A 14,539-nucleotide genomic window follows, 5' to 3' on the forward strand; every position below is an offset into this window, starting at 1 on the left:
GCTTCCGGGTCTACGCCTCGACGGCCTTCGCCAGCAGTTTCACCAGCTCAAGACTGACACCCTCCTCCAGGTCCTGCATCAGATCCTCAAGGGTGACGAACAGCGGATCGCCGGAAACATTGATCAGCAGTTCAAACGTGTCCCGCGATTCCGCTCCGGCGGACTCGACACTTCGAAAAACCAGGCTACGCCCGTCATCTGGATCGGTCAGCAACAAATGCCCCTCGGCCAGCGTGATCCGCCAGTGATCCATAGGCGGCAGTTGCACGATCAATTGGCGCTTTCGGGGTGCTGGCTGATGAAAGTCGATGATCAGGCAGTCGAGCCGTAACCAGGCGGCTTCTGAGATCAGGCATGTCATCCCGCCATTGAGACCCAACACCAGTGTGGTGACACCGTCCGGAATCAGCATCAGCAAGTCCTCGATATTGTCCCGGGTCTGGATCGTCATTACCTGGGCCGTTCGACTCACCGTGTCTGCATACATCCAGACATCATGGTCCGGCACCAGCCATGCACCGTTTCTGTTACTGAACACCTCATGGGTGATGGTGTTGTACAGCAGCGCAATTTCGCCATTGCGCACACCCAGATAAGCAGGCCAATGCCCGTTGGTTTGTACGGTCGAGTAGTACACGCGCCTGGCACTTGTGTCATACCAGGCAAAGAGATCATCGAATCTGCCCGCCGTTAAAACAGGTGCGTGGGAGCGGCCGGCAATCAACTGGAGCAGCTTGTTTTCCCGCGCCTGCCGGGTGCCAAGACCAAAGAAGAAATCGCTTTCGACACCGACGATACGAGGTGCTTCACCTTCAAACAGCTCGATCCATACATGCTCTCGGGTCAGGCCACGCAATCCCGCGCCTTCGGGTGCGATCCGGGTGAAAGACCATTGCGCAGCTACCCGCTGCATTGCCGGCAGCCGATCTCGATGCAACAGGCGCGTGCCGTTGGCAAAGGCCGCCGCAAATGCTTCGGGCTCCATGAAGGGCTGACGATAGACCTGCCCCGAGGCCGAATCCCATAACCATGCAGCCTTTTTGTCCGGGGTCTGCGCCAATAGCTGTACGGATTGATTCGGCCTCATGTCGGCAATCAGCATGCGCCGCCCCAGGCACCAGACACGCAGGAACGCATTGCCCGGGACATTCTGCACACCCGACACTTCAAAACCGTCGGCGGCCAACGCTTCGGCAAGTGCCAGAACGCTCGCGTGCCATTCGAAACCATCACCTGCAGCCGCTGCGGCCTGTGCCAGCCAGTCCCCGCTCAGCGCGACAAGCTGCGATTCATCAGTCCTGCTCAGTTGAAACAGCATGCCGTCCTGAGTGAGCGCAATGTGGCGCTGCTCCTGGTAAAACACCTCGACCACCTCGTGAGGCAGAATCTTTGTAGCAGACGCGGACGGCTCGTCATTCTGCGCCGTCACTCGCTGTCGGTAGAGACTGCGATGGCGCTGATCATAGAACAGGAACGTATCGCCGTCGGCGTCCTGGGTGTTCAGCAAAATCAGACTGCCAGAGTCCGCCTCCAGGTTTGGCCGAATCACGAGCCCGTCATCCCGTCGCAACCAGAGGCTGATGGGGTTGCGAGAATCCTCATGCCAATAGGTGATTGAGGTCAGGGGAGCGCATTGATAATCCACGACACTCACGGCATCGAAAGGCGCGAGCTTCGAATTGCGCACCATCAATTCGTAATCCCAAAAGAAATACGCAAGGGAGACCGTGTTCCTGCGTTGCAGCAATGCCTTCTGGCCCTCGGTCAGAGCGCCGATGACAGAAAACAGCGAGAGGTCATTTGCGCCGAGCAGGTAAGTCATCTTCATGTCACGACCGTTACGCAGCACGACTTTCTGAACGATCCGCATCAGCCCTCCCTCCAGTTCCTGGAAGGCCGAAATCCTTGAGCCCGGCACTGGATCCATCAACCGGTAAATCCGGTTGACCTGCCCGGTGGTCACATCCGTCCGCCAGATCAGAACATCATCGGGGACATAGTAGTACGCGTACTTGTCGACAATGGCGCCCAGGCAAGCGACTTTCTGATAGGCCGGATCCAGGCCACGGACAAACAGGAAACGGTCTTCGTTGCGGTCGTATTGGGCCGTGGTGTAAACCGGTTTGAGGGGATCGCTGTAGGGAACAGGAAAATCCCGCACAGTCGTGTAGCGACCGGCCAGACGCATGGAACGCGCGAGCTCGCGGATAGACGCCTGTGCAGCGGAAGCATTACCGCCCGAGCCGATCGCGATCTCGGAGATGAGCAAGCTTCCCTGCTCCCAGTCCACTTGATACGACTGCTTGTCCAGTTGCAAAAGCAAAGGCGACTGGTCAGGGACATGGACCTGGATCGCGCCCAACTGCACACGAGCCCCTTCAATTTTCACGTCGCTCTCAGCCAGCCAGGTTGCACTCAATGCCCAGGCCATTGACGGCGCATCCGTGGTCTTTATAAGCGTGATCGCCCGGACACCCTCGGCCAGCACCATCGTGCATTGCCCACCCCTCCCCAGAATTTCGTAGGACAGGTAATTGTGCAGCTCTCTTGGCAATTTCGGCACGTGGAGAAAGCGGTTCCTGCGATCCAGTACTACGTTGATCAACGTCTCCGCGTAATTGGGTATCAGTTGATGCAGCACGTATTCGCTCGGGAACCTGTAGAAACTGAACCAGAACTGGCGCTCCCCTGCACTGTCGTACTCGAGTTTCAGCGCCGTTTCAAAATGCTCCCTGCGGGAGGTCGAGCCTGGCAGTGCCTTATAGTCGAATCCGAAGTAGCAATGCGGCATGCACGGGAGCACGACAACATCAAAGTCTGCGGCATCGGGAAGCGTGCTTTCGTAGGCATAGCCGAGCGACTCACGGATGCTGATCGACAATAACCGATCCGGATTGCCCTTCGGCGGATGCAACTCATGGGGAATGGCCGCGTATATATCCAGGACGCCGCCGTAACGCAGTAGCCGTGCACCGAGGTCCAAGTGTGTGACGACGACATAGGGGCTGATACACAGCGCATCGTCGATCCGCGAAAACCCGCCGCTGCGATAACCCTGATCAATCAGATTCAAATACTTGCCGACCTGTCGGGCCCGCTCCAGTATTCCGCTGAAACCTTCGACCAACGCACCGATGCCGACCGCCAGCCCCCCCAGAATGACACTCGCCCCACCCAGAAACGCAGCCGCGGTGCCGGCTCCGACCAGGGATGCGCCAAGCCCGCCCAGCCCTGCCACCAGGCCTGCGGAATCGAACGCCAGTTGGGTAGCGAACTGGGCAATCTGAGCTTCATTCTCGGCATTGGCCAGCAGATAAATATCGAATCCGACCGCAGCCAATTGAAGAATATTGCCTACCCCTTCATTGGCCACGTGCCCCAAGGCATTGATCACCACCGACGAGGTGGTTTTGGCGACCAATAGGCTGTTAGTGAACGCGATACGCACCAGATTGATCAGCTCCACAACATCCACCACGATGCCGTGGGTCAGTTGTGCATAAGACAGGTAGCCATGCAGGCGCACCGCAGACGTTAATGCCGTCGTCCCGTTTCTGGAGGACTCCCGATCCTTCAGAGCGAACAACAAGGCCTGAATGGCGAATCCGGCATTGAGCGTATGAACGGCACCCGCATCGGTCGGATCAACCACACCGGGGCGGGGCGCCTTGACCGACAGCGCCTGGTAAATGTCTGTCAGGTGAGATTTGATCGTGTCCAGATGCAGGTCATCGGTCACGACTCTGCGGGTCTGACCGGCGTCCCTGGCATTGACCAGGGTAATTTCACGCTGGCCTGTCGCACTGGTCTTCAATGACTCGAAGACCGGCACAAAGTCACGACTCAACTGATGCTCTGCCTGCAAGCGAGTGGTGGCGCTTTCGATCTGCCGCGCCCAACCCTGGGCGTCCAGCCGCGCCAGGCCATCACCCAGCCGGGCATTTTCCGACAATGAACGGACACGTAATGCCGCGTGATGCTGCCAAGGCTCAACTGACCGTCCACCGACCATCTGCTCGCGACTCAGCAAATCGCCGACAGTCACTCGCGAAGGCAAAGGCTTTTCGGCAATGCTCGAACCGTTGAGATCTATCACATCGAAAGACGCATTCGACATCTCGCCGAGGCCATAGAGCCTGGCAATCACGTCATCCTGCAAAAAGTTGTTGATGCCTTGCTGCAGATCCTCTGCCCGCATGAAAGCAAACAGGCCGAAATTGGGGTCATAAAATCGATAGGATGTCTCTCCGTGCTCCACGACCTTGCTCACCAGCATCGAGTGATTGTCAGTGTTGAGCATCAAGCTACCGGTGGAGCTTTTCGCTTCCAGTGCCTGCATGGCCACGCCCAGATTCACAGCCGCCGTTTTTTCGCCGAACTGCGACATGGGAAGGCCGCGCAACTCATCCAGAACATGAAGCAGCGCATGGGTTTCAGCGGCATCAGGCGTGAGGTTGGCAATCGCCAGTTTGCCGATCAAGGCCCGCTCTGTCGTGTGGCCACTTTCAAGCGCTGCGGCCATGACCAGCGCCAGCGGATAACAACGCCGACCCGGATCTCCACTGCCGCGTACCAGCAGCTCCTGTGGCGCCTGTTTGACAGAGTCGGCCCCGGCCTGGAAAAACCGTTCACGGACTGAATGCCCTCGGCGCAGAATCGACGCCCGGTATTCGTTTCTGGTGGCCGTTTCGATTCTGTGGACGTGCTCCCCCCACTGCCGCACGCTCAATGGTTCGGCAAGGGCCTGGGCCTTCAGTACCCGCGAGTTTTCTGAAACCTGCCCGGACAGGGATGAGGCATTGTGGCCGGCTTCGAACATCGCCGGACGCCGGTTGAACAGGGTCTGCTCGATCAAGTCGTAACGTGCGAATAACCCGCGATCCTGAGTGCTTTCGGCGAGGGCGACCGTCTCCTTCCAGGCAGGTGCGAACCCCTCCTGATCCAGAGTGGGTGCACCGAACAGGCCGCCAAATACGACACGGTGCAGCGGGCTCAACTGCTCCGCAGGCAACTTGCCGCCAGCGATACGCGCCAACGCCTCGTTCATACTGCCAAGCGACTCGGCGCCTATCGATATAGGAAGCTCGCTGGCCGGTTGCGCCAGGATTTTCTGTCGTGTCTCAAAGTCGAGGGCAATGCGATCGTTGAACGTGATGTCGCCGCTCAACTTGTCATTCATCGCGCGCCTGAAGGGTTCGCCCAGATCATCAAGCAGCTGTTGCAGCACCGATGTCAGCAACACGGGTTTGCCTTCGATCACCGGCCAGCCCTGCTTAAACGTCAACGTCCGGCTGTTGAGCAGCTCATTTACGTTGCCCTTGTAATGGTTGTTGTAGAAGCCTTCCTTAATTCTCTTCGTTTCCAGTTCAAACCAATCCGGTTCTGTCTTGGCGTTGTCCTTCCAGCTATGGTGGGTCTCCTCTTCGGTCGCCAGATTGAAGCCGTCAAAAAGATCGACCCGGTCACTGATTGGCTGACGGGCACTGGCCATCAGCTGCTCATTGACGAAATCGCTCAATCCATTCGATACCGCTGATGGCCCGCTCATGACGATGGCCGATTGGGCACCGAATTTGATGCCATCGGCGTCGTAGTTCATAACAGCCTGCGAGAACTGGTCGTGAGCGCGCAAAGCGTCGCCCCAATCTGATATCGGGCCGTACAGCTTCTCCATCTCACGGATAATCAGTTCGGGGAACGCATTGCGATCCTCAAGCGAGATGTGGCCTTTTTTAGACTGCTCTACCACCCGGTCTCTGAAGGCATAGTTATTGCGGATTTTATTCATGATCGCGGCAAGTGCCGCAGACCCTGCATGAGCGCTCAACAATGCGTTGGAAAGACCATTGAAGGGTGTGTGGTTTGTAAACTGGTGAGGACTGTTCTTGTTGCCGGCACGCACCCCGTCCGCAGAGACCAGCACATCATTGAACGGCGCAAAAATGTCCCCCAATGACGATACGTTTTTTGCAAACCCGGTTAATGCATCGTTGTTGTCCGCCGGGACAAAGCGGCGCTTGTCAGCATACTGCGAGCCCCGATTCGGCAGCAGTTGCGGATTGTGATCAAGCAATAACTGCATCACACCTATTCGCGCTTCGGCATCAAAACCGGTGAGATCCACCCCACCGATTTTTTCATGCAGGGATGGCAGCAGATCGGCATCAAGGTAGGTGCCGCCCTCAATCTTCAGAGCCTGCAGACGTGTGATATCCGATGCCGCCGCCAAATTGGTGCGAAAGGATATTTCGCGCTCATAAATATCGAACAACGGTTGATCGGATAGCTGCGTGCGAATGTCGCGCAGCAAAATCCCCTTGTGCCCTAAAGCCTCCAGCGATTGCAGGTTCCGTGCCTTGAGTGCCTTGAGCGTACTTTCATCCTGGCCATAGGCACTCACCAACAGATCAATTCGTGCCTGATCGGCACTTCCGCCTTCACCGAGGACCCGCTGGATATGTTCAAACATCTGTTGACGAAGTGCGCGTGCTCGTTCGATATAACGATTGGCCAATGCATTGGGTGTATCTGCCATATCTTGAGGTGCGGACATGGCGCCCGAGGCCTTGGCCGACTCAACAATGACTCGATTGGTTTCATGGGCTAACAGTCCGTCGCTGTCGTACCAGAGATTGAGGCTATACCCATCAGGCCCCACCATCTGTTTCCAGACGTTGATGTAATCGCCCTGGATAGCACCAATACCTCCACCCAACCAGACAAAATGCAATTTCTTGGGAACGGGTCTGGCAGAACTTAGCATTCCCACAGTAGTGGACAAGCGAAGATGGTAATCGGCCAGTTTGCCTTGAACTTGCTGCACTGCGCTATTCGAGGCGTTCGGAATGGAGCCGATAGTTTCCTTGAGCAAACTGACCGCTGTCAGTTGTTCGGCAAGGCTGGAGGCCTGGACAGCACCTTCGTAGTAACGCAAGGCATTGCCCTGAGACTCTACATTGAGGAAACGTTTTATTACGGCCTCTAACTCAACCCACTCAAGCGCCTGCGCCCAGTCGCGCCCCATCCGTATTTCTTTCTCACTGCTCAACTTAATATCCTTTTAAATCGGCTGATATCTTTTTAAAAACTCACATCAGGATTTGCATACTCAAGAACCGTCAACCTGGAAAAACTTCCAAATCTCAGCTCAAGGCTATCCCGCCAGACTGCTTTCCAACTCAGCAGGCGCTATGGTGAGAAGTTCACCCAGCGTTGCACTGGCATGCAGGCTCTGCCAAGCGACCAGCCTCTGCACCAGTGTCGAAACGGCATAGGGTCGATGCCCTTCGAACCCGAGCAAGACTTCGCCGCGCAAGTTGACATCCGTCGCATACACTTCACGAAAGATCACACTGTGCCCGCTGTCCGGGTCAATGATCACCAAGTGTTCCTGGACGATACTCAGCAACAGCTTTTCAGGAGTATCCAGCTCCCAGATCAACTTGCCGGGAATCGTTTCCACACTACCCAGCGAGTGCCGGCAGTCGAGAATGACCAACTCGAGCCTCCGCCAGGCAGCCTTCGACAACCGGTAACTTACCGCACCTTGCCCCATGCGCAGGATCAGGCTCGTGACATCGTCGGGCATCAGCGGCAGTACATCGCCGATCTTCATCTGACCTTCAATGACCAGTACGTCGGCATTACGCTGGACATAACTGAGTGGTCCCGCATGCCCCATGCCCGGGTACGTCAGCAGCAGTCCCTCCTTGTCTTCATGAAGCAATACACTGGTTTGCCGTTGCGTTCCCAGCAGCTCGAAGGCCTCTGGAATCGCGGCCTTTGGCACCCGAATAAAACGTTCGGTATCGGCCACGAACCACGTCAAGCTCCCGGGCTCCTCCACCGAAAGCAGCGCGGCATGAGGTTGGCTGTCCGCCAGTTGATTAAGGGCTTCGTACGCTCGCCCCTTCTGAGTCATGACCCACTCATGGGTGACGCCGGTGATCAACGCCGGTTCTTGATAAGGCAGCTCGAGCACCACGCCTTCACGTGTCATACCGCGCAGTCCGCCGCCCTCAACCGTCACCTCGGCAAATTGCCAAGGCGCCCATTCACGCTCGGCGGCGGGTAGCGCGTCAGCCAGTAGCAATCGCGAGCCTTGGCCGAATGCAGGTTCCAGTCGCTGCGGGTCGATGAACGCCTGACGATAGACTTCGCCACTCGAAACATCGAACAACCAGGCCGCCTCGCTATCAGGGGTAACGCTGAGCAGGCGCACTTCTTTTCCATGGCCCAGATCAGCCAGCAACAATCGATTGCCAACGTACCAGGCGCACAACCTGGCGTCGCCGTTGAAGTTGCTCAGGCCAACAAGGGCAAAATGCTCGGCCACGTGTTGCCGGGCAAGCGGTTCCAAAGCGGACCACCAGTGCATCCGATCCTTGAACCACGACTCGCCAAGGCCTCCCAGCGTCAGGTACCCCTGGGGGGTCAGGTTGAAGAACAGGCCCTCCGACGTCAGCGCCAGGTACCCACCTTCGACTGCCACGACATTTACCAGCTTCGCGGGCTGTTCCCATGTATGGGACCAATGCCCTTTGCCATCCACCAGGGTACGTTGCTTGCGGCACAGCTGCTGCTTGAGCCTGTCGTAGATGACAAACACATCGCTGCCGTCAGCCGGTGCGAGCAACGTCAGATCAGTCATGTTCTTGATCGAATCTGCCCAGCCGCGCCCGCGATGGAGCCGTGGAGTGGGACGGATGATCAGGTGGTCACTGTGACGAACCCAGGCCATGTCCCGCGCCTTTGCTTCGAATTTCCAGCAGACCGAAACAAAGGGGGCCGGCTGCCAGTCGACGGTAACAAAGGCATCATTGTCGACAGGCTTAAAGGTGTAATAGCTGCCAAGTACCTGCGACCAGTCGGCCAGTGTGTTGCTGGCACTGAAGACTGATTCCAGCGCCGGATCCATGTCGCGGGTGACCGAGCTCAGCAGCAGTTGTCCGTCATGGATCACGTAGATCAGTACATCGTTGGCCTTATCCTCGTGAGCGATTTCCTGTACGACGTGAATCACCCCCTGCGCGTCCGCCTCTACGCTCTTGATGGTGGCTCCCGTGTATTTAGGCAGCAACCGATAACGATGACTGAGCAGCCCGGTGACCGCGTCGACTTGCCATATCAAGAAATTCTGCGGTTCGTAGTAATAGGCGTAGCCACCAGCCACCGTCCCCAGCAATGCTTCATCGGCGCCCACTACCTCGTCGTTGCGGATGTACAGGAAGCGATCCTCCTTGGCGTCGTACCAGGCGGTTGTGTACCGGGGCTCATCCGGCCTCTCGAATGGAATCAGATAGTTATGCACCGGCGTATACGGCATCACCAAATGATGCTCTTGAGCCAGGGTCTTGAGATGTTCCTGCAACGTCCGCCGATCCATGCCCGGGGGCACATCCTGCTCGACGAGGTTCATCTGCCGTTTTCCGCGATCGAGCTGGAACAGCTGATTGTTGCTGATCCGGATCAGAACGTCATGAAGACCTCGGCCCGTGAACGCCACCTTGACGGTGCCGATCTGCAGACCCGTAGACCCGTCCAGAACAACGTCGCTCTCGCTGGCCCACGCCGCCTCCAGCACCCATCGGGAGGTAGTAACGCTGGGTGACTCAAGTGTCAGACTCACCCCGGGATTGAGCACCAATGCACATTGCTTGCCGGCGCCCTGAATCCGATAGGCGACTTTCCCATGCCATGCCGGGGGCAGAACCGGTACCACCAGCGAGCGCTCGACGGCATCGAGCAGCACATCGATCACTGTTGGTCGATAGGCCGGGAACAGGCGATAAAGGATGTACTCACTCGGAAACGAATAGAAGGAAAACAGGAACAGCCATCCGCCGTCCGCTTTCTTTTTCTCCAGACGCCGGGCCGTATCGAACCCGCTGTCATGGCGCAGCGTTGCGAAGGGCAGCGCCTTGTACTCATAGCTGTAACAGGTTTGTGGTGTACAGGGCAGCACAATGACTTGCCCGGTGGGCGGAGTGAATTTTATCTGGCTAGGAAGGTCCAGCTCCCGACGTATATTGATCGCCCGTTCGTAATCGTTGTCAAAGGTCGGCACTCCGAAATGATCGCGTAGCGGGTACAGCTTGGGGCTGTCGAGCAGCAGCTTGCCGGCGGCCAGATCCAGCGTCTGGACGATCAGCGATGAACGGGGTACCCATGCGGCCAAAGCGCTGTCGAATCGATAGCCTTGACGATGAGCCTTCTCGATTTCATCGAAAAACAGCCCGACCTGTTTGGCTTCTTCGGCAATGGTGGCAAAGCCCTGAACCAGCGCCGCCACCCCCACTGCCAACCCCGCCAGAATCACGGCTGCCCCGCCCAGAAACGCCCCGGCGATGGTGGCGCCGGCAGCGTAAGCGCCCACCGCCAACACCAGACTGGCCGAGTCGAAAGCCAGTTGCGTCCCGAACTGGGCGCGCTCGACATCGTTTTTCGCAGTCGCCAATTGATAAATGTCGAAACCGACATTCGCCAACTGCAACAGTCCTCCGGTCGCTTCACCCACGGCAGGCCCCACAGCCGCTTTGACCACTGGCGCGACGGTATGGGCGATCAATTTCTCTTCAGCCAGTGCCTGCCGGGCCAGACCCACCAGGCCCGCTATGTCGACAACGTTGCCATGCACCAACTGTGCGTAGTTGACATAAGCGTGCAACCGGACAGCCAGGGTCAGAGATCGATCAGGTCCTTCCCTCCCCTTCAACGCGTTCATCAGCGCTTGTATGGCGAAGCCGGCATTCAAGGTATGGACGCTACCCACATCGGTGGGGTCGACGGGATCGCCCGGGACGGACGACTTATTGGCCAAGGCTGCAAAACGTTCCGAGAGGTAGCTTTTAATGCGCAAGAGTCGATGGTCGTCGGTGATGACTCGTACCACGCGCTCAGGGTTTGCAGGGTCGATCAGGCTCATCCGGTATGTCCCGTCCGGCGTGATCTCCAGGGTTTCGAACAACGGCACAAGCTGTGGTGCCAACTGATTCTGCTGCCGGAGGCGAGTTGTCACTTGCTCGATTTGTTGCCCCCACCAATGACTGTCCAGCGCCAACAGACAACTGCCCAGACGATCGTTGCTCATCAATGATTGTCCGCGGGCACTGGCCAGACGCTGCCTGACTGGGCGTTGCGACTGTCCCGGCAACGTGCCGGGTTGCAGCAGTTCCGAGACCCTAATTGCGCCCGGCAATGCCACTCCCGACACCCGCGCGCCTTCCAGTTCGATCAGATCGAAAGTCGGACGGGACTCATTGCCATAGGCCGCGTAATGCCTGGCCATCTTCTGTTCAAGGAAGAACTGCACCAGCGCCTGCCTGAACAGCGTCGGGTCCTCGAACTCGAATACGCCAAAATTCGGATCGTAAAAGTGATAAGTGCTGCGCTCGCCCTCAATGGTTTTAGCCACCAGCATGGCGTGATTATCGGAGTTGAGCATCAGCGTACTGGTGGCTGTTCTGGCTTCTAGAATGTCCACGACCTGATTCAGATCCGAGCGCGCCAGCGCGTTGCCCACCTCATTGAGCTGTACATCCCGCAACGCCTCCAGGCTCTGCAGAAAGATCGCTGAATCGCTCCCTTGCGGCTCGATAACCCCCAGATAGAATCGCTCACGCAAGGTGTTGGCCGCGGCCTTCCCCTCCGATAACGCTGCCGCCATCACCAGGGCCAGTGGATAACAACGTCCGCCCACCGAGTCACCGACGCCCTGCAAGAGTAAATCCTGCGGCACAAGCTTGATGGTGCCCGCTTCAAAACCGTCCAGAACAACACCGACGCGCTCGACAACCTGGTCACGATATTCAAGTTTCGCCACCTGCTGGATTCTGGCGATGTGCTTGCCCCACTGGCGCAAAGTCAACGGTTGTTCCAGCGCATTTTTCTTCAGCCCCAGAGCAGTTTCCGAATGCACCGGCGGATGATCGGCAGGGCTGGCAAGCCCGGCCAGAAACGCCGGAGCCTGATGTTGGTAAAGCATGTGTTCGATCGCCGCGTAGCGGCCCGCCGTCCCCAGTTCACCGAAGCTGTTGGCGAGGTTTTCCAGTTGCGGGCGAACCGCGTCAAAGCTGCGATTATCCAATGCCTGCGCACCGGTCAAGGCGCCGAGCAGCAGACGCTGCAAGGGACTCAACTGGACGACTTCAACCGTGCCCTTGGCAAGTCCGCTCAGAAGTTCATCGATAGGCAGCTGTTGCGTCTGCGGATCACTCAATGATGCAGGCGGCCGTGCATCGGTACGTTGGGCAAGGATCGACTGGCGATCATCGAAGCTCAGTGGCACAGCCTTGTCGAAGATCACCGCACCGTTATGGCTACGATTCATCATGCGCATGAACGGCTCGCCCAGCTCGTCAGCCAGATGCTGCAACAGGTCAGTGGACAGTACATGGCGCCCCTCGATTACCGGCCAGCCTTCCTCAAACTCAATGCTCTGGTGCTTGAGCAGTTCTGCCATGTGTCCTGTGTAGCGGGCTTTCAGTTCGCCATCGGTCCAACGCTTTTTTTCCGCTTCGAACCAGGCCTCCGTATTCTCAGCATTTTCTTTCCACGAGTGGTCCCTATCCTCCTCCGTAGCGTTGTTGAACCCGGAGTGCAACCGCATGGCATCCCGAAATGCGTCAGCGCCCCCCGGCGTCAAGAACTTGCTTTCGAAGTCCAACAGACCGGCACGCACAGCCCCCGGTCCCGTCAAGAATATCGACCCCTGGGCGTTGGGACGGATGCCGTCACTGAAGTAATCGGCGATCCCCCTACACAAGTCACTGGCGCGAAAATCCTCTCTGCCGGCTTTTTCGTCGACGATATCGAATTCGTTCCTGAGCACTTCCTCCGTTAGCCCATACATGCCATCGCCATCGTAGTTTTTGATTTTGCGCTTGTCGGCCTCGAGCGCAACCGCGAGCAGTACACGCCGGTGGATCTCGAAGCGTTCGATGATGGCTTCCAGCGCAGCTGATCCGGGATGGCTAATAATCAGCGCGTTGGACTCGCCATTGTCGATCATCGCCAACCGTAAACTATCGGGCCGAACATAACGTTCATCGAACGAAACAAATACCTGCTCTAACGAAGGTGCGCTTTTGGCAAACTTTTCCAGCGCTTCGCGATGTGCCTCAGGGATTCGTTTGGAGTAGTCGGTATAGCGACTGCGCAGCGTCTGGCGACCCGGCATCCATTGAGGATTGTGGTCCAGCAACAATTGCAGAATACCCAGCCTTGCGTCGAACTCTAGCTGGCTAATGTCAATGCCAGCCATGTTCTGAGCAAGCGGCGGCAAGAAATCCACGTCGCTGTAGATCCCGCCCTCACCCTGTTCTACCAGCACCCGCACAATGTCCGAGGCTGCCGCGAGATTGCCGCGCAAGGACATTTCACGGTTATAGAAATCACTCAGTCGAGAGAATGCCTGGAGTTCATGAACATCGCGCAACCGGATGTGTTCGTCATTGAGACTGCCCATGACTTGAGCATTTTTATCCCTTAACGTGCGCAGGGTTACCTCGTCTTGCCCGTAGCCGCGAACCAGCAAGTCTATTCGCGCCTGATCAGCACTCTGACCGAGTTCGGTTGCCTTATTGATGTGCATATACATCTGGCGCTTCAACGCAGTGGCTCGCTCTTCATACCGATCTGCCAAATCATGACCGGTAGTAACCTTTAGCCCATCGCCGGACAACACATCAGCCTTGGCCGCCTCGACAATGATTCGGTTGGTTTCGTGAACCAGTAGCCCATCGCTGTCATACCAGACATTCAGCTGGTAGCCGTCCTTGGCCATCACCCGCTTCCAGATATTGATGTAGTCGCGCTGAATCGCCCCGACACCGCCCCCCAGCCAGACAAAGTGCAGATTTTTCGGCACTTCGGTGGCGGGTAACTTCAGCTGTTCGAGGCTGTTGTGCAGGCGCGTCTCAAAACCCTCGACTCTGTTGTAGAGGTCCGCCAAATCAGAAGTCCCGGCAACACCAGGACTCATGGGCAGTTCCGATTCTGCCGCGCGGCGGCGCCGGCTACTTCCTTCCAAGGCACCCAAAGCCTGCTTGAGCAGACCCAATGGCTCCAACATTTGTGGAGAGTCCAGCAAGCCGAAACACCCGAAGTAATATCGGAGCACCGCATCGTATTGATCGGTACCCTTGTACGATATCAAGGCCTGTTCAAGGTCCCCACGATTAAACAGATCCACAAAATTGACATAGCCATCCGCAACAGAAAACTTAGACTCACTCATAAACAACACTTCCATTTATCGTATATAAATAGCCGGGATCGACTCTGGACAATGATGATTCCAACTCAGACACTCACACTTATTCTCAATAAAAAAGTGCCACCCCTTCTGAGCAAACCTCGAAATATCAATACGCTTAAGACCGAAAAAATACTACATCAACCTTCCACACCCAATTAACACCAACAAAGTGCAAAACAAAACTAACCCACCACCCAAACACAGCTCAACCCACAAGGAATTCAATTAATTACAAAGCCAATACCACACCCACTGTTACAGACTTAACTCACACCGCTTCAT

At 56.9% G+C, this 14,539-nt stretch carries 2 protein-coding genes; both read right to left on the reverse strand.

Annotated features, from left to right (window positions below; genetic code table 11):
- Window positions 1-10: 10 nt before the first annotated feature.
- Complete coding sequence (locus F6R97_RS11385; RefSeq protein WP_315866550.1) at window positions 11-7,048, reverse strand: TcdA/TcdB pore-forming domain-containing protein; 7,038 nt, start codon at window positions 7,046-7,048, stop codon at window positions 11-13.
- A 105-nt stretch (window positions 7,049-7,153) separates the two neighbouring features.
- The gene (locus tag F6R97_RS11390; RefSeq protein WP_315866551.1) at window positions 7,154-14,236 is read right to left on the reverse strand and encodes a TcdA/TcdB pore-forming domain-containing protein; all 7,083 of its coding nucleotides are present in this window, start codon (window positions 14,234-14,236) and stop codon (window positions 7,154-7,156) included.
- Window positions 14,237-14,539: the final 303 nt, after the last annotated feature.

Origin of the sequence: Pseudomonas sp. JV414, from assembly GCF_032424305.1 — a bacterium.
Classification (GTDB): Bacteria; Pseudomonadota; Gammaproteobacteria; order Pseudomonadales; family Pseudomonadaceae; genus Aquipseudomonas; species Aquipseudomonas lini.